The 24,498-nt window shown below is 53.5% G+C and carries 20 protein-coding genes, 2 tRNA genes and 2 other RNA genes; 11 read left to right on the plus strand and 13 right to left on the minus strand.

What is annotated here, in order from left to right; translation table 11 throughout:
• Positions 1 to 187: 187 nt before the first annotated feature.
• From CWM66_RS12085 to CWM66_RS12095, 3 genes are all read right to left on the minus strand, one after another.
• Positions 188 to 1,972: a methyl-accepting chemotaxis protein gene (locus CWM66_RS12085; RefSeq protein ID WP_007371868.1), complete on the minus strand. Its 1,785-nt coding sequence runs from the start codon at positions 1,970 to 1,972 to the stop codon at positions 188 to 190.
• Between the two features lie 107 nt (positions 1,973 to 2,079).
• Positions 2,080 to 2,433 carry a DsrE/DsrF/TusD sulfur relay family protein gene (locus CWM66_RS12090; RefSeq protein WP_007371869.1) on the minus strand — a complete coding sequence of 118 codons (354 nt, stop codon included), beginning with the start codon at positions 2,431 to 2,433 and terminating at the stop codon, positions 2,080 to 2,082.
• A gap of 100 nt (positions 2,434 to 2,533) precedes the next feature.
• On the minus strand, positions 2,534 to 3,085 hold the full coding sequence (locus CWM66_RS12095) for a YbhB/YbcL family Raf kinase inhibitor-like protein (protein WP_071920893.1): 552 nt from the start codon (positions 3,083 to 3,085) through the stop codon (positions 2,534 to 2,536).
• A 172-nt stretch (positions 3,086 to 3,257) separates the two neighbouring features.
• Here CWM66_RS12095 and CWM66_RS12100 point away from each other — a divergent pair, with 172 nt between their 5' ends.
• On the plus strand, positions 3,258 to 4,661 hold the full coding sequence (locus tag CWM66_RS12100) for a YchO/YchP family invasin (protein ID WP_090396735.1): 1,404 nt from the start codon (positions 3,258 to 3,260) through the stop codon (positions 4,659 to 4,661).
• 3 nt (positions 4,662 to 4,664) lie between these two features.
• On the opposite strand, the gene narL is transcribed toward CWM66_RS12100, so the two are convergent.
• Together narL and narX are read right to left on the minus strand one after the other, a co-directional pair.
• Complete coding sequence (gene narL, locus CWM66_RS12105) at positions 4,665 to 5,315, minus strand: two-component system response regulator NarL (RefSeq protein ID WP_035889835.1); 651 nt, start codon at positions 5,313 to 5,315, stop codon at positions 4,665 to 4,667.
• Positions 5,308 to 7,107, minus strand: a complete 1,800-nt coding sequence (narX, locus tag CWM66_RS12110; RefSeq protein WP_107146700.1) for a nitrate/nitrite two-component system sensor histidine kinase NarX — start codon at positions 7,105 to 7,107, stop codon at positions 5,308 to 5,310. Before narX ends, narL begins: the two co-directional genes overlap by 8 nt.
• Positions 7,108 to 7,415: 308 nt before the next feature.
• Between narX and CWM66_RS12115 the strand changes: the two genes are divergently transcribed.
• The 5 genes from CWM66_RS12115 to narI all read left to right on the plus strand — a co-directional run bounded on the left by CWM66_RS12115 (position 7,416) and on the right by narI (position 15,857).
• A complete protein-coding gene (locus CWM66_RS12115; protein WP_035889829.1) occupies positions 7,416 to 8,807 on the plus strand; it encodes a NarK family nitrate/nitrite MFS transporter in 1,392 nt (463 codons plus the stop codon).
• 390 nt (positions 8,808 to 9,197) lie between these two features.
• Complete coding sequence (locus tag CWM66_RS12120; protein ID WP_107146701.1) at positions 9,198 to 12,941, plus strand: nitrate reductase subunit alpha; 3,744 nt, start codon at positions 9,198 to 9,200, stop codon at positions 12,939 to 12,941.
• The gene (narH, locus tag CWM66_RS12125; protein WP_007371878.1) at positions 12,938 to 14,473 is read left to right on the plus strand and encodes a nitrate reductase subunit beta; all 1,536 of its coding nucleotides are present in this window, start codon (positions 12,938 to 12,940) and stop codon (positions 14,471 to 14,473) included. The genes CWM66_RS12120 and narH overlap by 4 nt, the downstream gene beginning before the upstream one ends.
• Positions 14,470 to 15,180 carry a nitrate reductase molybdenum cofactor assembly chaperone gene (narJ, locus tag CWM66_RS12130; protein ID WP_107146702.1) on the plus strand — a complete coding sequence of 237 codons (711 nt, stop codon included), beginning with the start codon at positions 14,470 to 14,472 and terminating at the stop codon, positions 15,178 to 15,180. Before narH ends, narJ begins: the two co-directional genes overlap by 4 nt.
• The gene (narI, locus tag CWM66_RS12135; protein WP_007371880.1) at positions 15,180 to 15,857 is read left to right on the plus strand and encodes a respiratory nitrate reductase subunit gamma; all 678 of its coding nucleotides are present in this window, start codon (positions 15,180 to 15,182) and stop codon (positions 15,855 to 15,857) included. Before narJ ends, narI begins: the two co-directional genes overlap by 1 nt.
• A gap of 29 nt (positions 15,858 to 15,886) precedes the next feature.
• Here narI and CWM66_RS12140 read toward each other — a convergent pair whose 3' ends face one another.
• Positions 15,887 to 16,771, minus strand: coding sequence for a DMT family transporter (locus CWM66_RS12140; protein WP_107146703.1), 885 nt, complete (start codon positions 16,769 to 16,771; stop codon positions 15,887 to 15,889).
• Positions 16,772 to 16,880: 109 nt separating this feature from the next.
• On the opposite strand from CWM66_RS12140, the gene CWM66_RS12145 reads away from it, so the two are divergent.
• Positions 16,881 to 17,324 carry an Lrp/AsnC family transcriptional regulator gene (locus CWM66_RS12145; RefSeq protein ID WP_007371882.1) on the plus strand — a complete coding sequence of 148 codons (444 nt, stop codon included), beginning with the start codon at positions 16,881 to 16,883 and terminating at the stop codon, positions 17,322 to 17,324.
• Between the two features lies 1 nt (position 17,325).
• Here the strand turns inward: CWM66_RS12145 and CWM66_RS12150 are convergent.
• The 6 genes from CWM66_RS12150 to CWM66_RS12175 all read right to left on the minus strand — a co-directional run bounded on the left by CWM66_RS12150 (position 17,326) and on the right by CWM66_RS12175 (position 19,398).
• Positions 17,326 to 17,457: non-coding RNA, RtT sRNA (locus tag CWM66_RS12150), on the minus strand.
• A 45-nt stretch (positions 17,458 to 17,502) separates the two neighbouring features.
• Positions 17,503 to 17,634, minus strand: a non-coding RNA gene (locus CWM66_RS12155) — RtT sRNA.
• Positions 17,635 to 17,679: 45 nt separating this feature from the next.
• Positions 17,680 to 17,764 (minus strand) — tRNA-Tyr (locus CWM66_RS12160).
• A 36-nt stretch (positions 17,765 to 17,800) separates the two neighbouring features.
• A tRNA-Tyr gene (locus CWM66_RS12165) sits at positions 17,801 to 17,885 on the minus strand.
• 163 nt (positions 17,886 to 18,048) lie between these two features.
• The gene (gene purU, locus CWM66_RS12170; protein WP_007371883.1) at positions 18,049 to 18,891 is read right to left on the minus strand and encodes a formyltetrahydrofolate deformylase; all 843 of its coding nucleotides are present in this window, start codon (positions 18,889 to 18,891) and stop codon (positions 18,049 to 18,051) included.
• Between the two features lie 48 nt (positions 18,892 to 18,939).
• Positions 18,940 to 19,398 carry a YchJ family protein gene (locus CWM66_RS12175; RefSeq protein ID WP_072000353.1) on the minus strand — a complete coding sequence of 153 codons (459 nt, stop codon included), beginning with the start codon at positions 19,396 to 19,398 and terminating at the stop codon, positions 18,940 to 18,942.
• A gap of 110 nt (positions 19,399 to 19,508) precedes the next feature.
• On the opposite strand from CWM66_RS12175, the gene rssA reads away from it, so the two are divergent.
• The 3 genes from rssA (at position 19,509) to galU (ending at position 22,628) form a co-directional block, all read left to right on the plus strand.
• Complete coding sequence (gene rssA, locus CWM66_RS12180; protein WP_107146704.1) at positions 19,509 to 20,417, plus strand: patatin-like phospholipase RssA; 909 nt, start codon at positions 19,509 to 19,511, stop codon at positions 20,415 to 20,417.
• Between the two features lie 88 nt (positions 20,418 to 20,505).
• The gene (gene rssB / locus CWM66_RS12185) at positions 20,506 to 21,519 is read left to right on the plus strand and encodes a two-component system response regulator RssB (protein WP_072439828.1); all 1,014 of its coding nucleotides are present in this window, start codon (positions 20,506 to 20,508) and stop codon (positions 21,517 to 21,519) included.
• Positions 21,520 to 21,716: 197 nt separating this feature from the next.
• A complete protein-coding gene (galU, locus tag CWM66_RS12190) occupies positions 21,717 to 22,628 on the plus strand; it encodes a UTP--glucose-1-phosphate uridylyltransferase GalU (RefSeq protein ID WP_035885501.1) in 912 nt (303 codons plus the stop codon).
• Between the two features lie 274 nt (positions 22,629 to 22,902).
• On the opposite strand, the gene hns is transcribed toward galU, so the two are convergent.
• Positions 22,903 to 23,316 carry a histone-like nucleoid-structuring protein H-NS gene (hns, locus tag CWM66_RS12195; RefSeq protein ID WP_035885502.1) on the minus strand — a complete coding sequence of 138 codons (414 nt, stop codon included), beginning with the start codon at positions 23,314 to 23,316 and terminating at the stop codon, positions 22,903 to 22,905.
• Between the two features lie 535 nt (positions 23,317 to 23,851).
• Here hns and tdk point away from each other — a divergent pair.
• Positions 23,852 to 24,481 (plus strand): thymidine kinase, encoded by a 630-nt coding sequence (tdk, locus tag CWM66_RS12200; protein WP_035885504.1) that lies wholly within the window; start codon positions 23,852 to 23,854, stop codon positions 24,479 to 24,481.
• Positions 24,482 to 24,498: the final 17 nt, after the last annotated feature.

Consider the following 24,498-nt stretch of genomic DNA (forward strand, 5'->3'; position numbering starts at 1 on the left):
CTTTCCGCCACGAAAACTTCTCGCGCGTGATTCTGTTCACAATTCACTCAGTCAATAACACCAAAGTGAAGGATAACTAATGCTGATTTTGATCAAATAATGACGTAGCGATTAAACAAAAATTACATTATCTGGCGAGGGGGGATGTCGGCGCATAAAACCGTGGGTGAAATGCGCCGAAAGAAGATTAAATGCGGAAATGTCCGGCAGTTTCAGCAAGCTCCCCGGCTTGTGAGCGCAGCGCGCCTGCGGCGGAAGCGGACTGGATCACCAGTTCGGCGTTTTGCTGCACCATCCGGTCAAGATCGATAACCGCATGATTGATTTCCTGAATGCCCTTCATCTGCTCGCTGGTGGCGACGGTGATCTCACGCATGATCACCGACACACTGTCGATGCTGGAAACAATGTCGGTCATACTGTCGCCCGCCAGCCGAACAAAGCGTGAACCGGTGGCGACGCTTTCGGTGGTCGAATCAATCAGCGTTTTGATCTCCTTCGCCGCCTGCGCACTACGGCTGGCCAGGTTGCGTACTTCACCGGCGACCACGGCAAACCCGCGTCCCTGTTCGCCTGCGCGTGCCGCTTCGACGGAGGCATTCAGCGCCAGAATATTCGTCTGGAAGGCGATACCGTCAATCACACTGGTGATGTCGCCGATTTTCGCAGAAGCGGTTTCAATGGATTGCATGGTGGTGATCGCCTGCGTCACTACCTGACCGCCGCGGGATGCCGCTGCAGATGCCGCATGTGCCTGCTGATTAGCCTGAGCGGCAGCATCGGTGGACTGGGCGACCGACGCGGTGATCTGCTCAACGGCGCTGGCCGTTTCTCGCAGACTGGAAGCCGCCTGTTCAGTCCTTCCTGAGAGATCCTGGTTACCCGCAGCAATCTCTTGCGCTGCTTGCTGCACGGATTGACTGGAATCACGCAGTTTAACCATCACCACCGACAATTTATCGCTGAAAGCGTTAAAGGCATGGGCGATTTGCGTCACTTCATCATGGCCATCCACCGGTAAACGCTGGGAAAGATCGTCGGTGCCGTTACTGATGGCATTCATCGCATCGCGAATCGTCAGCAGTCGTTTAAGCATGGTCGACACGATCCAGTGCATGACCCCACCGGCAACCAGTACCAGCACGACCAGCGACAGGGCGGACGCTTTGAGCTGTGCCTGCAAACCAGCCGTGGAATCTGCGCTGTCCAGCGCCACGGTCAGCAGCCAGTGGGTGCCTTTGACCGGGGTGGCTTGCAGTATCTTCTGTGCGCCAGCGTACTGGCCTTCGACGGTTTTCCCGGCGCGCAACTCGGCGAAACTCACCCCGCTGAGCGCTTCTGCAAAGGGTTTGAGCGTCAGTTTATCGCTGTTCGCGGCAATCACCGTGCCGTCGCTGTCCAGCAGCAAACCGCTGCTGTTAGGCGATGGATTGATGCCGCGTACGTTAGCGACCACGCTGTCCATCGAAACATCACCGGCGACCACGCCTTTCAGCGTACCGTTCTCTTTCACCGGTACGGCAAATGTGACCACCAGTTTCCCGCTACCTGCATCGACATACGGTGCGGTCACTACCGGTGCATCCGCTTTCAGCACCTGCTGATACCACGGACGAATCGTCGGATCATAATCGGCGGGTACGCCGGTCGGATCGGAGAATTTCGCCGTTTTGCTGGCGTAACCGATATACACATTGGTGAAGCCACCGGCATGCGCCATCTGCGTGAAAATGGGCACCGGATCGTCAGTTAAGGCAACGCTTTGCAGCGAGTTGATGATCTCCATTTTACTGGCGACCCAGTCGGCAATGGCAATACTGTGGCTGACGCTGGTGCTGGAAAGGATATCCTGTTGAATTTCTTGATTATGCTGGCGAGTGACCTGATAGTTAATAATGGTGTTAAGAAGCAAAGCGATAGCGAGACATCCCGCCGTGGCCGCAATAATGCGGGATTTAATCGATCTAAACATAATTATCTTACCTGCTGTGTTGTCTTAAGTGGCTATCGGCAACACAACAGGCAAACTTGATGACGGAACGTCATTCATAAGAAAATTGTATTGAACTCGCGGAGGTATTAAAAAGTTAATACCTTATCCGCGGCCACCGTCCAGTGCGCCAGTTCCACCAACGTGCCGATTTCCACGCCATCTGCCAGCGGCAGGGCGGTGATACCGCGTCCATCGGTGCAGGTTTTGCATAATTTCACCACCACGCCCTGGGCGGTCAAAATTTCCAGCATCTGTTGCAGGTTATAACCTTCCGCCGGGTTTTGCCCGCGCAGACCAGCCGTAACCGCGTCGGACATTAAAAACACTTTCAACTGCTTCGCGCTTTCTTCTTCACAGAGGGCGATTGCCAGCCGCAAACTACTGAACAGCGATTCGCTACCATAAGCCGCGCCGGTGGCGACAATGACGATCTTTTGCATTTTCACTCCTTCGATAACATTGTGCGGACGGGGCTTATGCTACTGCGCCGCCGTCCCCGGTGAAAGGACGACGGCGCAGAATCAGTGGTTTACCAGGAAATTATTGTCCGAAGCGGCCGATCAATCCGCTGGCGGCCAGCGCGTGTCCTTTGAGTTTATCTAACAGCGCCTCGCGGGTTAGCCCTTCCGGCAATGTTGGTGGCAGTGAAGTGGCAATCAGCGTGAAGGTGTAATGGTGCGCGCCGCTGCCAGGCGGTGGGCAGGGGCCATGCCAGCGCAGATTACCGGGGCTATTTTTCCCGCCGGTATAATGTTTGCCGTCGCGCAGATCGTTTGGCGCAAAACCGGTCGTTGACGGCGAAATATTGTAAGCCACCAGATGCGTCACCCCCAGCCCGTTCGCGCCTTCCGGATCGTGAACCAGCAGGGCAAAACTTTTTGTATTGGCTGGCGGGTTACTCCACACCAGTGCGGGGGACTGATTTTCACCGGTACAGTTGGGATTATTGCTGGCGTTACCGGCGAATTTTTTCTCCATCAACGCATTGTCGGCGAAAGCCGGGGATTGCAGGTTAAACAGTTCATTGGCGTCTACCTGTACGCCGTACAACAGCAGCGCGCTACAGAGCGCTCCGCGCAGTTTACAATTCATGGCGATTCTCTTTCAGCATTGGTGCATTAACTGTAGTTGCACCGCAGCGGGTGGGTAAGGATTTTCCTGGTATTTTGCCGCTCCCTGCACAGCAGAGGCAAAACCGTTAAACTTACTGGTTCATGTCAACAAAACTGGGCGGATTATTATCAGCAAAGTGCTGTACGGTGTTATGAATTATAAGGTCTCATCTCTCCTGATATTGCTGCTGGCGGGCGATGTTGTCGATGCCGCACAAAATAGCTTCGTTCAGCAAGCGGAAAACCCCTTCGATAATGACGGCGATGGTTTGCCGGATCTCGGCATGGCGCCAGAAAATGGCGCGCAGGAAAAACACGTCGCGGAAATGGTCAAAGCCTTCGGTGAAGCCAGCATGACGGATAACGGGCTAACTGCGGGAGAACAGGCGCGCCAGTTTGCCTTCGGGCAATTGCGGGATGTGGTGAGCGATGAGGTGAACCAGAAAGTGGAATCCTGGCTGTCGCCCTGGGGCAGCGCCAATATCGATTTTAAGGTCGATAACGAGGGCAGTTTTACCGGCAGCCACGGCGACTGGTTTGTGCCTCTGCAGGATAATAACCGCTACCTCAGTTGGGGGCAGCTAGGGGTGACGCAACAGGACCAGGGGCTGGTGGGCAATGTCGGGCTCGGTCAGCGCTGGATAGCAGGCGACTGGTTGCTCGGCTATAACACTTTTTACGACACGCTGCTGGATGACAACTATAGCCGCGCCGGGTTAGGCGCCGAGGCGTGGGGGGAGTATCTGCGTTTCTCCGCCAACTACTACCAGCCCGTGAGTAGCTGGAATTATCAAACCGCCACGCAGCAACAGCGGATGGCGCGGGGCTACGACGTGACGGCGCAGGCGCGATTGCCGTTCTGGCAGCAGCTCAATACCAGCCTTAGCGTCGAACAATACTTCGGTGAGAATGTGGATCTGTTTGATACCGGCACCGGTTATCACAATCCGGTAGCGGTGAAAGTGGGCCTCAACTATACCCCGGTTCCACTGGTAACGCTGACCGCCGAACACCGCCAGGGCGAAAGCGGTCTGAGCCAGAATGACTTAGGTCTGAAGCTCAACTACCGCTTTGGCGTTCCGTTGTGGAAGCAACTTTCAGCCAGCGAAGTGGCCGCCAGCCGTTCGCTGCGTGGCAGCCGTTACGACAGCCCAACGCGCAACAGTACCCCGGTGTATGAGTATCGTCAGCGCAAAACGTTGTCGGTGTTTCTCGCTACGCCGCCGTGGGATTTACAGCCTGGCGAAACCGTGGCGCTGAAGCTGCAAATCAACAGTACGCATGGCGTGCGTTCGATTAGCTGGCAGGGCGATACGCAGGCGCTTAGCCTGACGCCGCCAGCGAATGGCCGCAGTGCCGATGGCTGGACGCTGATTATGCCGCGCTGGGATAGCGATGAAGGGGCGAGCAATCACTGGACGCTCACCGCGCTGGTGGAAGATGACAAAGGGCAACGCGTGGCGTCAAATACCATTGAACTGAAACTGACCGAGCCGGTGGTACCGCCGATGACGGACGATAACGCTAACGCAGGCTGGTCGCTGCCAGCCCCGTAACGATCAGAAAATGCGTTCCTGATGGACCCACACTGCGGCTTCAACGCGGGATTTCAGCTTCATTTTCTTCAGCATATGTTTAACGTGGACTTTGACCGTGCTCTCGGTGATATCGAGACGGCGGGCAATCATTTTGTTCGGCAAGCCCTGCGCAATCAGCTTGAGAATATCGCGTTCGCGTGGGGTGAGCTGGCTGATGTCGCGATCGCTGGTCGCGCGATTGGCGCGCAGGCTTGCTGCCAGCACCGGGGTGAGCGCTTCGCTGAGTACCATCTCTCCCGCGGCTGCTTGCTGCAACGCTTTCAGCAAATCTTCCGGCTCCATATCTTTCAACAGGTAGCCATCCGCGCCGCGTTTCAGTGCGGTCACCACATCTTCTTCGTGGTTGGAAACGCTGAAGACCACCACCCGGCCGGAAAGCGATTTCTCGCGCAGTTTATCGAGCGTTTCCAGGCCGTTCATGCCAGGCATATTGAGATCCAGCAGTATCAGGTCTGGATCGAGCGCATCCGCCAGTTCAATCCCTTGCTCGCCGTTGCTGGCTTCGCCGACCACGGTGATGTCGGGCGCCATGCCGATCAACTGCTTCACACCGGTTCGCAGCATCGGATGGTCGTCGATCAGCAAAATAGTGGCCGGTTGCGGGTTACTCATGGGTATCTCCTTGCATGGGTGAGAGAAACGTCTCAGGGATGAACGTAACGATAACCTCCGTCCCGCCGGAGGCAACGGGGCGTACCTGGCAATCGCCGTGCAGGCTTTGCGCGCGGTCACGCATAATGATCAATCCATAATGATTTGTCCTTTCAGCATTGACCTGAATACCGCGCCCATTATCGCTAACGCGCAGTATCACCCGGTTTTCTTGCTGTTCTACGGCGACGCTGACCGCGGTTGCGCCGGAGTGTTTCAGTGCATTGCTCAGCGCTTCGCGGGCAATTTGCAACAGATGGATCGCCTGATGCGGCGGCACCAGGCGAGGGGTAAGCTGATAGTCGAGCCGCACCTGGAAACCGAAACGATCGCTGTACTCCTGGCAACTGGCTTCCAGCGCCGGGCGCAGCCCCGGCTCGGTTAATTGTAAGCGGAAGGTGGTCAGCAATTCGCGTAACTGCGCCCAGGAGGTATTCAGCTCGTTACGGATCTGGCCCAGCAACTGCTGGCTGTTCTGCGGTAACGCATCGCCCTGCATTTGCAGGCAACTGACCTGCATCTTCATACAGGAGAGGGATTGCGCGATTGAATCGTGCAGTTCACGGGCAATGGTGGCGCGTTCTTCCATTACCAGGAGCTGCTGCTGTTTGTCCTGGTGTCTGTCGAGCGCCAGCGTCGCGGTTATTTGTTCCACCAGCGTATCAACCAGTTGCTGCTGGTCATGGCTTAAATGCCGGCCTGGGGGCAATTGCGCCAGCAGCAAACCGTACTGCATATGGGCATCCGCCAGCCGCCATTTTAACGTGGAACCAGAACCTGGATGCGGCGTTGTGACACCGCGCGGGCACAAATGGCAGCCTTTATCATCGCAGCTGGCATCCGACTGGCAGGTAAATTCCTGATGGTTGTTCTCATCTTCTGTGTCGTAGACGCGCAGTTCGATATCGTGCAGCAGGGTTAAATCCTGCAAGCCATTAAGCACCGGTGAAAGGCGTTCGCATAGCGGAATGCGCGAGTGCAGACGGTGGTTAGCCTGCCATAAAAACGACAGGATCTGGTTTTTCTGCTCGAGCCCGGCAGTCTTCTCTTTGACGCGCTGCTCAAGCACCGCGTAACTTTCCGCCAGCTCAGCGGACATGTTATTCAACGCCTCACCAAGTGTTGCCATTTCATTGCGTCCGCTAATCGAGGCGCGGCGGGTAAAGTCACGCTGGCTGACGGCGCGCGCCATTTGCAGCAGTTGGTGCCACGGGCGCAGCAGTTTTGAACGCAGCCAGATGACGGCAAACAGCAGCAGCAGAGCCATCAACAGCGCCATCAGATGTTGCATGATGATGACCTGTTCAATCCGCTGTTCTGTGCTGCGATCGAACGACGTCACCAGTTTATCAATCCTGCCAACGAAGATGGCGATAATGTCTGCGGCTTCACTGGGTTGTTGCGCCTGGCGGATGGCGGGGATCACAATGCTGTGCCAGTAGTTTTGTAGCCCGGCAAGCTGCGCCTGTTGGCCATCACGCTGCGCGGCCAGCGCCAGCTCCGGGCTGAATGCGGTATGTTCCATTTCATCAAACAGATACTGCTTGTCTTCGTGCAGCGGAATCGCTGACAGCAGGCGATAGCTCTGCATGCGCAGAGAACCGGCTTTATTGATAGCGTGCGCGCTGCCCTGAACGCCCTGTACCAGCCAGCCGGAGATCGCCATGCCTGCCACGCCGATAACGGTGGACAGCAACATCAGCAGCGCCAGTTGGTTAACCAGCGAAATAGGAGAAAAGAGGCGTTTTAGCATAAGTGATGAAAGCTCCTTGACCGCATGCGCTGCGGGTGGCGGTATTGTCAGCTATCGCCTGGGGTATACCCATACCTCTAAAGGATTACCTCTTTATTGCCAGCGTGTCGACCAACGTGGGAACAATCTGCGTGGTAGCGGCGATGGCCGTGAAAAACCACACCTTTTTTGTATGTTATGCCTACTCACTAATGAGCATGGTGAATTTTGGGGCGTAGAAAGCGCTGCTTTTCCTTTGATTTATATCAACTTACCTGGCGCTGCAAAAACTATGGTGGCAGGCATCAAACCGATCAACAGAGGTGTATATGCAGCACTCATCCATCCCGGAAAAAGGTTCGTCATCACGGGTTATTACCGAATGGCGCCCGGAAGATCCGGTTTTCTGGCAACAGCAGGGACATGCGATTGCAAGCCGTAACTTGTGGATTTCCGTTCCTTGCCTGCTTCTGGCGTTTTGCGTCTGGATGCTGTTCAGCGCCGTCGCTGTTAACCTGCCAAAAGTGGGCTTCAAGTTTACCACCGACCAGCTCTTTATGCTGACGGCGCTGCCCTCTGTTTCCGGCGCGCTGCTCCGTGTTCCGTACTCTTTTATGGTACCGGTGTTCGGCGGTCGTCGCTGGACGGCCTTCAGTACCGGGATTTTGATTATTCCTTGTGTATGGCTCGGTTTTGCCGTGCAGGATCCGACCACGTCTTTTAGTACGTTTATTATTATCTCGCTGCTGTGCGGTTTCGCCGGAGCAAACTTTGCTTCCAGCATGGCGAACATCAGCTTCTTCTTCCCGAAACAGAAGCAGGGCGGCGCGCTGGGGATCAACGGTGGGTTGGGCAATCTGGGCGTCAGCGTGATGCAATTGATTGCGCCGCTGGCCGTCTCTTTTTCCATTTTTGCCGCTTTTGGTGGTGCGGGCGCGGCTCAGCCGGACGGCTCAATTCTGTATCTGGAAAACGCGGCCTGGGTCTGGGTTCCGCTGCTGGCCTTCTTTACGCTGGCGGCCTGGTTCGGCATGAACGAACTGGCGACCTCTAAGGCCTCACTGCGCGCGCAATTGCCGGTACTGAAACGCAGCCACTTGTGGATCATGAGCTTCCTCTATCTGGCAACCTTCGGCTCGTTTATCGGTTTTTCAGCCGGTTTCGCCATGCTGTCGAAAACGCAGTTTCCGGATGTACAGATCCTGCATTTTGCTTTCTTCGGCCCATTGATTGGCGCGCTGGCGCGTTCGGCTGGCGGCGCGATCTCCGATCGCCTCGGCGGCACGCGAGTCACGCTGGTGAACTTTGTGGTGATGGCCATTTTCAGCGCGGCGCTGTTCCTGACCTTACCCACAGAAGGGACTGGCGGTAACTTTATTGCCTTTTTCTGCGTCTTCCTGGTGCTGTTCCTGACGGCGGGTCTCGGCAGTGGTTCTACTTTCCAGATGATCTCGGTTATTTTCCGCAAAATGACCATGGAACGCGTCCAAAAACGCGGCGGCAACGAGAGTGAAGCCATGCGTGAAGCGGCGACAGAAACGGCAGCGGCGCTTGGGTTTATCTCCGCAATTGGTGCGATTGGCGGCTTTTTCATTCCGAAAGCGTTTGGGACTTCACTGGCATTAACCGGCTCTCCGGCTGGCGCAATGAAAGTATTTCTCGTGTTCTATATTGCCTGCGTTGTGATCACCTGGGCGATATACGGGCGTAAAAAACAATAAAATGAAAACTTGTTGATTATCTTGCGCGGTGAAAGCCGCGCTTTTTTTTATTCAGAATATAGTTACAACATACTATTCAATTTACTTCAGCCTGCTACGGGAGCTTTCGTGCGCAAGGGGTCAACCAGGACATCTACCCCTTAATACCTGGCACTCTGGAAAAGTAGAGACAATTCTGCACTTCTTTCATAAAAACTCTTATTTATCAGTCGATTAAAAAACAGAAATTACTAACCCTTTGGGAGTAATTCTCTTTTTTGCTGCTTTTGTGAAGCCCTGAGGGCTTGATCGCCATCAATTCTCTTTGTCTTTGCGAGGGTTACCGTCGCGGCAAATGCAGCAATGTCGATTTAGCAAGAGAGCCATACAGGCTCCAACAGGAGAACCCCGATGAGTAAATTCCTGGACCGGTTTCGCTACTTCAAACAGAAAGGCGAAACCTTTGCCGACGGGCACGGCCAGTTCTTAAACACCAACCGGGACTGGGAGGATGGATACCGTAGCCGCTGGCAGCACGACAAAATCGTTCGCTCTACCCACGGCGTGAACTGTACTGGTTCCTGTAGCTGGCAGATCTTTGTTAAAAACGGGCTGGTCACATGGGAAACCCAACAGACAGACTACCCGCGCACTCGCCCGGATATGCCTAACCATGAACCGCGTGGTTGCCCGCGTGGCGCGAGTTACTCCTGGTATCTCTACAGCGCTAACCGCCTGAAATATCCGCTGATGCGTAAACGCCTGATTAAACTGTGGCGTGAAGCGAAAGCGCAACATGCCGATCCGGTGAATGCCTGGGCTTCCATCATTGAAGATGCCGATAAAGCGAAAAGCTTTAAACAGGCGCGCGGCCGCGGTGGTTTTGTGCGTTCTTCCTGGCAGGAAGTGAACGAGCTGATTGCGGCATCCAACGTTTATACCGTTAAAACCTACGGCCCGGACCGCGTGGCAGGCTTTTCGCCGATCCCGGCGATGTCGATGGTCTCTTATGCTTCCGGTGCGCGTTACCTTTCATTGCTCGGCGGCACCTGCCTCAGCTTCTACGACTGGTATTGCGATTTACCGCCAGCCTCGCCGCAAACCTGGGGCGAACAGACTGACGTACCGGAATCCGCTGACTGGTACAACTCCAGCTACATCATCGCCTGGGGTTCTAACGTGCCGCAAACCCGTACTCCGGATGCGCACTTCTTTACCGAAGTTCGTTACAAAGGCACCAAAACCGTTGCTGTAACGCCGGATTACGCTGAAATCGCCAAGCTGTGCGATTTGTGGCTGGCGCCGAAACAGGGCACCGATGCCGCGATGGCGCTGGCAATGGGCCATGTCATGCTGCGTGAATTCCATCTGGACAAACCGAGCCAGTATTTCACCGATTATGTGCGTCGCTATACCGACATGCCGATGCTGGTGATGCTCGAGGAGCGCGACGGTTATTACGCTGCAGGACGTATGTTGCGCGCCGCCGATCTGGTGGATGCGCTGGGCCAGCAAAATAACCCGGAATGGAAAACCGTCGCCCTTGATAACGATGGCAACCTGGTTGCGCCGAACGGCTCCATTGGCTTCCGCTGGGGGGAGAAAGGGAAATGGAACCTTGAACAACGCGACGGCGGCAATGGCGCTGACGTAGAGTTGAATCTGAGCCTGCTCGGTAAACACGACGATGTGGCGCAGGTTGGTTTTCCGTATTTCGGCGGCGAAAGCAGCGAGCATGTTAGCGGCGTTTCGCTGGAGAATATCCTGCTGCACAAACTGCCGGTAAAACGCATTCAACTGGCAGATGGTTCTACCGCGCGGGTAGCGACCGTCTACGATCTGACGCTCGCCAACTACGGTCTGGATCGCGGTCTGGATGATGAAAACTGCGCGACCCGTTACGACGAAATTAAAGCCTATACTCCGGCGTGGGCAGAGAAAATCACCGGTGTGTCGCAGGCGCAAATTATCCGCATCGCCCGCGAGTTCGCTGATAACGCCGACAAAACCCATGGACGTTCAATGGTGATTATCGGTGCCGGGATGAACCACTGGTATCACCTCGATATGAACTATCGCGGCATTATCAACATGCTGATCTTCTGCGGGTGCGTTGGGCAGAGCGGCGGCGGCTGGGCACACTATGTTGGCCAGGAAAAACTGCGTCCACAAACCGGCTGGCAGCCGCTGGCGTTTGCTCTCGACTGGCAGCGTCCGGCGCGCCATATGAACAGCACCTCTTATTTCTATAATCACTCCAGCCAGTGGCGTTATGAGACGGTAACAGCACAGGAATTCCTGTCGCCGCTGGCGGATAAATCCCGCTATACCGGCCATCTGATCGATTTTAACGTGCGTGCTGAACGTATGGGCTGGCTGCCGTCTGCCCCGCAGTTAGGCACTAACCCGCTGCGCATCGCCGCTGAAGCGGAAAAAGCCGGGATGAGCGCCGTGGATTACACGGTGAAATCCTTGAAAGAAGGTTCTTTGCGCTTTGCGGCGGAACAGCCGGAAAACGGTAAAAACCATCCGCGTAACCTCTTTATCTGGCGCTCCAACCTGCTCGGTTCTTCCGGTAAAGGTCATGAGTTTATGCTCAAGTATTTGCTGGGCACCGAACACGGTATTCAGGGCAAAAATCTTGGCAAGCAGGGCGGCGTGAAGCCGGAAGAGGTGGAATGGCGTGATAACGGTCTCGACGGCAAACTGGATCTGGTAGTGACGCTGGATTTCCGCCTGTCGAGCACCTGCCTCTATTCCGATATCGTGCTGCCAACGGCAACCTGGTATGAAAAAGACGATATGAATACCTCGGATATGCATCCGTTTATTCATCCGCTTTCAGCCGCTGTCGATCCGGCGTGGGAATCCAAAAGCGACTGGGAGATTTACAAAGGTATCGCCAAATCTTTTTCCGCGCTGTGCGTCGGCCACCTGGGCAAAGAGACGGACGTGGTGACGCTGCCGATCCAGCACGATTCTGCCGCAGAGCTGGCGCAGCCGCTGGGCGTGCAGGACTGGAAAAAAGGCGAATGCGATCTAATCCCGGGTAAAACCGCGCCGCATATCATTCCGGTCGAACGTGATTATCCGGCAACCTATGAACGCTTTACCTCGATTGGCCCGTTAATGGAAAAAATCGGTAACGGCGGCAAAGGTATCGCCTGGAATACCCAGAGCGAAATGGATCTGCTGCGTAAGCTCAACTACACCAAAGCGGATGGCCCGGCGAAAGGCCAGCCGATGTTGAATACGGCGATTGATGCGGCAGAGATGATCCTGACGCTGGCACCGGAAACCAATGGCAACGTGGCCGTGAAAGCGTGGGCAGCGCTCAGTGAATTTACCGGTCGCGACCATACGCACCTGGCGCTGAATAAAGAAGACGAAAAGATTCGTTTCCGCGATATCCAGGCGCAGCCGCGCAAAATTATCTCCAGCCCGACCTGGTCCGGCCTCGAAGATGAGCATGTCTCTTACAACGCGGGTTATACCAACGTACATGAGCTGATCCCATGGCGTACGCTCTCCGGCCGCCAGCAGTTGTATCAGGATCATCAATGGATGCGCGACTTCGGCGAAAGCCTGCTGGTGTACCGTCCGCCGATTGACACCCGTTCGGTGAAAGAGGTGATGGGCGTGAAACCTAATGGTTACAAGGAAAAAGCGCTCAACTTCCTGACGCCGCACCAGAAATGGGGCATTCACTCCACTTACAGCGATAACTTGCTGATGCTGACGCTGGGTCGCGGCGGCCCGGTGGTATGGCTCAGCGATGTTGATGCCAAAGAGATGGGTATTGCGGATAACGACTGGATCGAAGTGTTCAACAGCAACGGTGCGCTGACAGCGCGTGCGGTGGTGAGCCAGCGTGTGCCATCCGGTATGACCATGATGTACCACGCGCAGGAACGTATCGTGAACCTGCCGGGGTCAGAAATTACCGGGCAGCGCGGCGGTATCCATAACTCGGTTACCCGTATTACCCCGAAACCGACGCATATGATCGGCGGCTATGCCCAGCTGGCTTATGGCTTCAACTACTACGGGACAGTGGGTTCCAACCGCGATGAGTTTGTGGTGGTGCGTAAGATGAAAAATATCAACTGGTTGGATGGCGAAGGCAATGACCAGGTACAGGAGAGCGCAAAATGAAAATTCGTTCACAAGTCGGCATGGTGCTGAACCTCGATAAATGCATCGGCTGTCATACCTGTTCTGTGACCTGTAAAAACGTCTGGACCAGCCGTGAAGGCGTGGAATACGCGTGGTTCAATAACGTTGAAACCAAGCCGGGCACCGGTTTCCCGACCGACTGGGAAAACCAGGAAAAATGGAAGGGCGGCTGGATCCGCAAAATCAACGGCAAACTGCAACCGCGTATGGGCAACCGTGCGCTGCTGCTCGGTAAGATCTTCGCCAACCCGCATCTGCCGGAGATTGATGATTATTACGAGCCGTTCGATTTCGACTATCAGCGCCTGCATAACGCGCCGGAAAGCAAACATCAGCCGATTGCACGTCCGCGCTCGTTGATTACTGGCCAGCGGATGAACAAAATCACCGCCGGTCCGAACTGGGAAGACGATCTGGGCGGTGAGTTTGATAAGTTGAGCAAAGACCAGAACTTCGCCAACCTGCAAAAAGCGATGTACGGCCAGTTCGAAAACACCTTCATGATGTATTTGCCGCGTCTGTGCGAGCACTGCCTGAACCCGGCGTGCGTTGCGACCTGTCCGAGCGGCGCGATCTACAAACGTGAAGAAGACGGCATTGTGCTAATCGATCAGGATAAATGTCGCGGCTGGCGTATGTGCGTCACCGGTTGCCCGTACAAAAAAATCTACTTCAACTGGAAGAGCGGCAAATCCGAGAAGTGCATTTTCTGTTATCCGCGTATTGAAGCGGGTATGCCGACCGTTTGTTCGGAAACCTGCGTTGGCCGTATTCGTTATCTTGGCGTGCTGCTGTATGACGCGGATGCGATTGAAAACGCCGCCAGCACCGAAAGCGAAAAAGACCTGTACCAGCGCCAGCTTGATGTGTTCCTCGATCCGCATGATCCGGCGGTGATCGCGCAGGCGCTGGCCGATGGCGTGCCGCAAAGCGTGATTGACGCGGCGCAGAAATCACCGGTCTACAAAATGGCGATGGACTGGAAACTGGCGCTGCCGCTGCATCCGGAATATCGCACGCTGCCGATGGTGTGGTACGTACCGCCTCTGTCGCCGATCCAGTCCGCAGCCGATGCGGGGGAACTGGGCAGCAATGGCATTCTGCCGAACGTCGAGAGCCTGCGCATTCCGGTGCAGTACCTGGCGAACCTGTTGACGGCCGGAGACACCGAACCGGTGCTGCTGGCGCTGAAACGCATGCTGGCGATGCGCCACTTTAAACGTGCAGAAACGGTTGAAGGCATCGAAGATACCCGCGCGCTGGAAGAAGTCGGGCTGTCGAAAGAGCAGGCGCAGGAGATGTATCGTTACCTGGCAATCGCCAACTACGAAGACCGTTTCGTTGTGCCGTCCAGCCATCGCGAGCTGGCGCGTGAAGCGTTCCCGGAGAAAAGCGGTTGTGGCTTCAGCTTTGGCGATGGTTGCCACGGTTCAGACAGCAAATTCAACCTGTTCAACAGTCGCCGCATTGATGCGGTGGATGTCACAGTTAAAACGGAGCCGCACCCATGATTGAACTGGTGGTTATTTCCCGTTTGCTGGAGTACCCGGATGCTGCCTTGTGGCAGCATCAGCAGGAGCTGTTTGATGCGCTGGCCTCCGGCGAAAATCTGGCGAAAGCCGATGCGCAGCAGGTCGGGATCTTTTTACGCGATTTAACGGCGCAGGATCTGCTGGACGCGCAGTCCACTTACAGCGAGCTGTTTGATCGCGGTCGCGCAACGTCGTTGCTGCTGTTTGAACATGTCCACGGCGAATCCAGCGATCGCGGCCAGGCGATGGTCGATCTGCTGGCACAGTATGAGCGCCACGGTTTGCTGCTCGACAGCCGCGAATTGCCGGATCATCTGCCGCTCTACCTGGAGTATCTGGCGCAGCTTCCCCCGGCGGAAGCGATTGGCGGTTTGCAGGATATCGCGCCGATCCTGGCGCTGTTACAGGCACGTTTGCAGCAGCGTGAAAGCCATTACGCCACGCTGTTTGAGGCACTGCTTTCGCTGAGCAAAACGGCGGTGGATAACGCGCAAGTGGCGGAAAAAATTGCCGCTGAAGCGCGCGACGATACGCCGCAGGCGCTGGATGCCGTGTGGGAAGAGGAGCAGGTGAAATTCTTTGCTGAACAGGGCTGCGGCGACTCTGACATTACTGCTCATCAGCGCCGATTTGCCGGGGCTGTCGCACCGCAATATCTGAATATCACAACAGGAGGAGAGCGCTAATGCACTTCCTTAATATGTTCTTCTTTGACATCTATCCCTATCTGGCTGGTGCGATTTTCCTGATTGGTAGCTGGCTGCGTTATGACTATGGGCAATACAGCTGGCGCGCAGGCTCCAGCCAGATGCTGGATCGCAAAGGGATGAACCTCGCCTCGAACCTGTTCCACCTGGGTATTCTGGGTATCTTCGCGGGCCATTTTCTCGGGATGCTAACGCCGCACTGGATGTATGAATCATTCCTGCCGATCGAAGTGAAACAGAAGATGGCGATGATTGGTGGCGGTGCCAGCGGTGTGATGTGCCTGGTGGGTGGTTTGTTGCTGCTGAAACGCCGCCTGTTCAATCCGCGCATCCGTGCGACGTCGACTACGGCAGATATCCTGATCATGACGCTGCTGATGGTGCAGTGTACGCTGGGTTTATTGACTATTCCGTTCTCTGCTCAGCATATGGATGGCAGCGAAATGATGAAACTGGTCGGCTGGGCGCAGGCTGTGGTTACTTTCCATGGTGGAGCCTCTGCGCATCTTGACGGTGTTGCCTTTATTTACCGCATGCATTTAGTGCTGGGAATGACGCTGTTTGTGCTGTTCCCGTTCTCCCGCCTGGTGCATATCTGGAGCGCGCCGGTAGAGTATCTGACGCGGAAATACCAGATCGTTCGCGCTCGTCGCTAATAAAAAACCCCGCGTTGCGGGGTTTTTTATTAGCGTGAGGTGAGTGTTGCCGGGGCATTTCGACGCTCACCCCAGCCAAGATTATTCCCTGCGGCCGCCAGCAGAACGAGCACGCCACCTGCCATTTGCACGAGACTGAGCGAATGGCCAAACAGCAGGTTATCAATAACAATCGCAACCAGCGGATAAATAAACGACAGGGAACCAATTAACGGCGTGGGTAATTTCTGAATCGCGCTATAAAGCAACTGATACATTACGCCGGTATGCAGGATCCCCAGCGTTAATACCATGGCCCATGAAAAAGGCTGGGCAGGGGCTGAAATATGCGCCAGCGGCAGCAGCATCACTACGCCGGTCAGTACCTGAATCAGAGCAATATGTTGCGCCGGCAACTGACGCAAACGGCGGGCAATCATTGCTGTCAGGGCATAGAAAAACGCGGCGCCTAACGCCATCGCCATCCCGCTCAGCCATTGCGCATTCGGATGGCGCAGTTCGCTAAGCAGCAATAGCACCACGCCGGAAAAGGCCAGCAGCAACCACCCCCATTTTGTCAGCGTGACGCGTTCGCCGAGCAACATACTCATCAGCACCAGCATAAAGGGTTGCGTGTTGTAGACCACCGTCGCCAGCCCCATTGAAATTCGGCTGTAAGCGGCGAACAGCAGCAACCAGTTAATGACCAGCGCAACTCCCCCGGCAATGGCCAGAAGTAATATTGTGCGGGGGATGCGGCGCAGCGGTTGTTTGCTGAAGCGGATAAACAGAAAAAGGGTAAATGCGCCTATCAGGCAGCGCCAGAAAACCACATCAATCACCGCCATCCCGCTGAGCAGGACAAATGCACCAATCGATCCGGAAATCAGCATCGCCAGGCTCATTTGCCAGGCACCCTCTGGAATAGTTTTCATCGATTACCTCCTGAAGTTGATGCGCTTATTGTCGAAAATCAGCGGCCAGCTTTACAGAGAGGATATAAGGTAAGATATTGTTAATGCCTTTATAAATTAGGTGAAAATTATGGATTACATTATTGATGACATCGACCGCGCCATTCTTGCCTCTCTGGCGGAAGATGCACGCCAGTCGTTAAAAGTGCTTAGCGCACGCGTAGGGCTCACTTCACCCAGCACGGCGGAACGGGTTAAACGGCTGGAGGAGCGGGGCGTAATAGAGGGATATGGCGCGCGGGTAAATCTCGCGGCGCTAGATTATCGCATACAGGCGCTGGTACGTGTCAGGCCATTGCCCGGGATGCTGCAGAAAGTGGATAAGCTGATTCAGGCGTTGCCCGAGTGTATAGAAAATGACAAGGTCACCGGAGAAGACTGTTTCGTTATGCGGTTGGTTGTGCACTCTATCGAGCAACTGGATGCACTGCTCGACACGATTTCCGAGTATGCGCAATGTAATACGTCAATAGTGAAGAGTTCACCGGTTAAACGGCGGTTACCGCCAATCTAAATGGTGGTGGGGGAAGGATTATTCGGCGCTAAAGCGCCTCACCCTTCGGGTCGTTGCCTGCGGCAACGCGCTCTCGCGTTGCTCGAGTCGAACCTTAATCGAAGATTCTCGACCTTCCCCGATCGGCAAAATATGCGGGTATTGAACTGGATAAAAGCTGGGAAAGTGTTTTTGAAGATGGTGGTGGGGGAAGGATTATTCGGCGCTAAAGCGCCTCACCCTTCGGGTCGTTGCCTGCGGCAACGCGCTCTCGCGTTGCTCGAGTCGAACCTTAATTGAAGGTTCTCGACCTTCCCCGATCGGCAAAATATGCGGGTATTGAACTGGATAAAAGCTGGGAAAGTGTTTTTGAAGATGGTGGTGGGGGAAGGATTCGAACCTTCGAAGTCGATGACGGCAGATTTACAGTCTGCTCCCTTTGGCCGCTCGGGAACCCCACCAGGGGTAATACTTATTGTTGATGCATGTGCAGTAGATGGTGGTGGGGGAAGGATTCGAACCTTCGAAGTCGATGACGGCAGATTTACAGTCTGCTCCCTTTGGCCGCTCGGGAACCCCACCACGGGGTAAAGCTAGTTTCGTACTGGCCTGCTTCCATCTCGGGAAGCGCGGCGCATCATATCAAATGACGCGCCGCTGTAAAGCGTTGAAATACCAAAACTGAATCGGTTGCCTGCTTTTTGCACGTAATGGCGTAAACGCAGGCAATTCATTTTATTAATGATTAAAGAATAATCGTCCGGTTACCGTATACAAATACGCGTTGCGCCAGAACCTGGTACAGCGCACGGCTCAGCACATTTTTCTCGACGTCACGACCGGCGCGCATCATATCTTCTGCTGTATAGGTGTGATCCACATGAATGACGTCCTGCATAATGATTGGGCCTTCGTCCAGATTGTCATTCACATAGTGAGCAGTTGCACCGATGATCTTCACGCCGCGCTCATAAGCCTGATGATAAGGACGGGCACCGATAAAGGCGGGCAGGAACGAGTGGTGAATATTGATGATTTTGTTCGGGAAGCGGGAAACAAACTCCGGAGTCAACACTCGCATGTATTTCGCCAGCACCACGTAATCGGGTTGGTGGGCTTCAATCGCCTGCACCATCAGTGCGTCGTGCGCTTCACGCGTCAGCCCTTCATGGCTGACCAGTTCGAACGGAATATCGAAGCGCTCGACCAGGGAACGCAGCGTATCATGGTTACCAATAACGGCGGCAATCTCCACATCCAGCCCGCCATAGTTGGCTTTCATCAGCAGATCGCCGAGGCAATGCGCCTCTTTTGTCACCAGAATGACCACGCGGCGGCGACCAGCAGGGTTCAGCTCGCGAATGGAGCCTTCCGGCAGCGCGCTATCAAGATCGGCTAACAGCGTGGCGTCATTAAAAATACCTTCCAGCTCGGTACGCATAAAAAAGCGTCCGGTGCGGTGATCAACGAACTCATTGTTCTGCACAATGTTCAGTTCGTGCTTGTAACAAATGTTAGTGATCCGCGCAATAAGGCCTTTCTGGTCAGGGCAAATGGTGCGCAAAATTTTACGTTGTAATGAATGCATTGCCGGGTAAATCCTGTTGATAATGTTTGCTATAAGGTGATGCCCGGCTTATTGCCCGCAGCACTTTTTGAATTTTTTACCTGACCCGCAAGGGCAGGGATCGTTACGGCCAAACTGAGGACGCGTACCGTCAATATAATACCACTGGCCGTTCTCCTTTAAGAATCGGGAACGTTCGATTATCGCGCCGCTTTTACCCTTTTCCTGAAAGCGTGCCGCAAAACTGACATAGCCTTCGTTGTCATTAACGCCATCAGCATGCTCAAATACTGTCAGACCCAGCCAGTGTGTATCGGCAAAACCGGCTTCAATTTGCTGTCGGAACGCATGAGCTTCGCAAGAGGGATGCCAGGTTTTGATCAGGTATTCGGTCTGATGAAGAACAAAAGCGGTGTAACGCGAGCGCATCAGGCGTGACGGATCCGGCGCAACCTGCGTACCAGACAGATAAGGCTGACAACATAGGCTATAATCGAGAGCGCTACCGCATGGGCAAGATTGAGACAAAATAGCATTCCAGGAACAATAAAAGCGGCGCGTTTGCGCCAGGGTAGCAATATGTTAACTGAGCCGTAGCGTTGTGGCTACAGTAAGCCGGGGGAAGTAGAACAAGCGTAATGAGAACGATAAAAATAGGACTGGCGCTCGGTTCAGGCGCAGCCCGGGGCTGGTCGCATATTGGTGTCATTAATGCCCTGGAACGTGCCGGCATTGAGATCGATATTGTGGCAGGGTGTTCCATCGGATCTCTGGTAGGTGCGGCGTATTCCTGTGGGCGACTGTCGGCGCTGGAATCGTGGGTGTGTGCCTTTAGCTACTGGGATGTGCTGCGGTTGATGGATGTCTCATGGCAGCGCGGCGGTTTGCTCCGTGGAGAACGCGTATTCAATCAATATCGCCAGATTTTACCGTTTACTGAATTCAGCCAGTGCGAAAAGCGATTTGGCGCAGTGGCGACCAACCTGAGTACCGGGCGTGAACTCTGGTTCACCAGCGGCAATCTGCATCATGCAGTACGTGCTTCCTGTAGTATGCCTGGCCTTATGTCGCCGGTCGCGCATAATGGCTACTGGCTGGTTGATGGTGCGGTAGTTAACCCGGTTCCCATTTCATTGACCCGTGCGTTAGGTGCGGATGTCGTGATTGCTGTTGATTTACAGCACGATGCGCATTTGATGCAACAGGATCTGATGTCATTAAATCTCACGCAAAATGAAACAGAAAGCGCCGTCGGAGCGACGTTAGCGTGGCATGAGCGTCTGCGCGTGCGGCTGGGCCGCATTACGCCCAAACGTCCGGCAGCGCCAACTGCGATGGAGATCATGAGTACCTCTATTCAAGTGCTGGAGAACCGGCTTAAGCGCAACCGTATGGCAGGCGATCCCCCTGATATTTTGCTACAGCCTGTTTGCCCGCAAATATCGACGCTAGACTTTCACCGTGCGGACGTTGCCATTGCTGCTGGTCAGTTGGCGGTTGAAAAGAAAATCGATGAATTGATGCCTCTGGTGCGGACATCAGTGTGACTATTTTTACAAGAGTTCAGCAAATTCTGACAGGCGATTCCTGGCGAAGCATGCCACTATTAGTCTATCGTCAGGCAGGGGAGAAAAGATGACGCAGCCGTTAACCGGAAAACAAATACTGATCGTTGAAGACGAGCCCGTTTTCCGCTCGCTGCTGGATTCATGGCTTCTGTCATTAGGTGCGACGACGCTGCTGGCTGGTGATGGCGTGGACGCTCTGGAGTTGATGACGACAAATAAGCCTGATTTGATGATTTGCGATCTTGCGATGCCGCGCATGAATGGTTTGATGCTGATCGAATCCTTACGTAATCAGGGCGATCAGACCCCGGTGCTGGTGATCTCCGCAACAGAAAATATGGCTGACATCGCTAAAGCGCTGCGTCTTGGTGTGCAGGACGTGGTGCTAAAACCGGTGAAAGATTTCAACCGCCTTAAAGAAACTATCTTCGCCTGTATTTATCCCAATATGTTTAACTCACGCGTCGAAGAAGAGGAACGCTTGTTCCAGGACTGGGACGCGCTGGTAGGTAATCCGCAGGCGGCAGCCAATCTGTTGCAGGAACTTCAGCCGCCAGTACAGCAGGTGCTTTCCGGGTGTCGGGTAAATTATCGCCAGTTAGTTTCAGCGGAAAATCCAGGGCTGGTACTGGATATTGCGCCTATTTCTTCTCAGGATCTCGCGTTTTACTGCCTGGATGTTACCCGTGCGGGCAATAACGGCGTACTGGCTGCACTATTATTGCGGGCGTTATTTAACGGCCTGCTGCAGGAGCAACTGTCGCATCAGCGTCAGCGTTTGCCTGAAATGGGAGCGTTACTTAAACAGGTGAATCAGCTTTTGCGCCAGGCGAATTTGCCGGGGCAATTTCCGCTGCTGGTGGGCTATTACCACTGCGATCTTAAAAACCTGATATTAGTTTCAGCTGGACTTAATGCATCGTTAAATACTGGCGATCACCATATTCAAATTAGCAGCGGTGTTCCGCTTGGCACATTGGGTAATACTTATCTTAACCAGTTGAGCCAGCGTTGCGACTCCTGGCAATGTCAGGTGTGGGGCGCTGGAGGAAGGCTGCGCTTAATGTTGAGTGCGGAATGAGCGATCGCGTCATCCATTGCAGATACATTTACCCGTCGGATTAAACGGGTGGTACTATCGCCGCAGAATATGCGTATTTGTCCTAATTAGATGTAAGCGCGTCCTTTTCAGACCTGGTTGATGGGTGGGTGCTGATATACTCAGGCGCGAGTTAATTCATGAACATGTTCATAGTTTGAACAGTCCAGGAGATTTCAATGGCTGCAATAAATTCGAAAGTGACTAAAGCAGTAATCCCGGTAGCGGGATTGGGAACCAGGATGTTACCAGCGACCAAGGCAATTCCTAAAGAAATGTTGCCGCTGGTGGATAAGCCATTAATTCAGTATGTCGTTAATGAATGTATCGCTGCAGGTATTACGGAAATCGTTCTGGTCACACATTCATCCAAAAACTCTATTGAAAACCATTTCGATACCAGTTTCGAACTGGAAGCAATGCTGGAAAAACGCGTTAAGCGTCAGTTGCTGGAAGAAGTTCAGTCCATCTGCCCGCCGCATGTCACTATTATGCAGGTTCGTCAGGGGTTGGCGAAAGGGTTGGGGCACGCGGTACTGTGCGCGCATCCGGTGGTTGGCAATGAGCCAGTTGCGGTAATTCTTCCGGACGTGATTCTGGATGAATTTGAATCCGATCTTTCCCAGGATAACCTGGCTGAAATGATTAAACGTTTTGACGAAACGGGTGCCAGTCAGATTATGGTTGAGCCGGTTGCCGATGTGACCGCCTATGGTGTTGTTGACTGCAAAGGCGCTACGTTAAATCCAGGCGACAGCGTGCCGATGGTTGGCGTGGTGGAAAAACCGAAAGCCGACGTTGCACCGTCCAATCTGGCCGTGGTAGGTCGTTACGTGCTGAGTGAGCAAATTTGGCCTCTGCTGGCGAAAACGCCTCCGGGAGCCGGTGATGAGATTCAGCTTACCGATGCGATTGATATGTTAATCGAAAAAGAAACGGTTGAAGCTTATCATATGAAAGGTAAAAGCCACGATTGTGGTAATAAGCTGGGATATATGCAGGCGTTCGTAGAATACGGTCTCCGTCACAATTCGCTGGGGGCAGAATTTAAAACCTGGTTGGAAGATACTGTAGGCGCCGGAAAAGCATAATCTTCTTCCTGTTGCCCAAATAAGGCCGGAGACAATAGTGCAATGCACTGATTATCTCCGGCCTTTTTATTTTTGTGTTTCCAGGTGAAACATCCGCTAACTTCTTCTCGTAAGAACAAAGCGCACAAAAAGAATAATGTGATGCTGAGAATTTAAACAAAAGGCAAGCGGTAAGTATGGAGCGGCGATGGCAATACACTATATTTGTGAAGATATTGTGTGGTTCATCAAAAAAAATCCCGCCGATGGCGGGATTTTTTCTGAAGCGGGTTGATTACTCGTTGATCAGGAAATCATCGAGTTGTTTACCTTGTTCGTCCATCGCTTTTTTGATAACAGCAGGAGTACGGCCCTGGCCAGTCCATGTTTTAGTTTCGCCGTTTTCATCAACGTAGCTATATTTAGCCGGACGTGCTGCGCGTTTAGCTTTTGTGCCGGATTTAGCAGCAGAAAGACTATTCAGCAATTCATTCGGATCAATACCGTCAGCCATCAGCATGTCACGGTATTGCTGCAGTTTACGCGTACGTTCTTCAACTTCAGCTGCGGCGGCGCTTTCTTCCTCGCGACGTTCATTTACCACAACTTCTAATTTTTCCAGCATTTCTTCGAGCGTTTCCAGAGTGCATTCTCTTGCCTGCGCACGAAGAGTACGGATGTTGTTCAGAATTTTAAGTGCTTCGCTCATTGTAGTAATCTCAAACTTATATTGGGGTGGTTTGTTGGGCTAATAATAGAGCGTTAATTTGACCAGTGCAATAGCTGAGAATGTAAGGAATTCAAAATACCCATTTATTTCGATGATTTTTAAATATCGCTAACTTAAATTTAGCTTGAAGAATCGCACAAAACAGCGCTTATACGATGACAAACTCCACCGTCAGGATCACGGCTGCTTTCGATTAATCCAGAAAGGGTAATAGGCACAATGGATAAATAACAGCCTTGTGTATTACGGTATCAGGCGGGGGTTTTCTTCTAAATTATTAATAATTTCCGAACCATAAGCTCAGAATGTTCTGATTAAAAATAGTATGTATGCGGTCCGGTTTCTAATTGCTGTTTCTTTGGCAGTAACAAACCACTGCATAAAGTTGCCTTATATCTATGAGTCCATAACCGGGCCCGATTTACTCAGGATCAGCGCTGGCTCAGGGTTAGCCGGATAAAATATGGTACAATCACTGCCGGAATAACACACTTTGATTGGGGTTTTGCACGCAATGGCACAGCTTTATTTCTACTATTCAGCAATGAATGCAGGGAAATCTACAGCGTTACTACAGTCTTCATACAATTATCAGGAACGCGGTATGCGTTCAGTAGTCTACACCGCTGAAATTGACGATCGCTTCGGAGCGGGGAAGGTAAGTTCACGTATTGGATTATCCTCACCTGCGCGTTTGTTTAATCAACACACTGCATTATTCGAAGAGATAAAAGCTGAACATGCGCGTGAAGCGGTGCATTGCGTGCTGGTGGATGAGAGCCAGTTTTTAACGCGTGAACAGGTCTATGCATTGTCTGAAGTTGTTGATCAACTGGATATTCCGGTACTGTGCTATGGGCTGCGTACTGATTTTCGCGGTGAGCTGTTCGTGGGAAGCCAATATTTACTCGCCTGGTCAGATAAACTGGTCGAACTGAAAACCATCTGTTTCTGCGGACGTAAAGCCAGCATGGTACTGCGTCTGGATCAGGCCGGACGTCCCTACAATGAAGGGGAGCAGGTCGTGATAGGCGGTAATGAGCGTTATGTCTCCGTGTGCCGTAAACACTACAAAGAAGCTCTTGCGGAAGGCTCGTTAACGGCGATACAGCAACGTGTACGCGGAACAACGTCCGATTGTTGAGTTTAATGTGTCAGATA

Source organism: Kosakonia sp. H7A (assembly GCF_003028445.1).
Lineage (GTDB): Bacteria > Pseudomonadota > Gammaproteobacteria > Enterobacterales > Enterobacteriaceae > Kosakonia > Kosakonia radicincitans.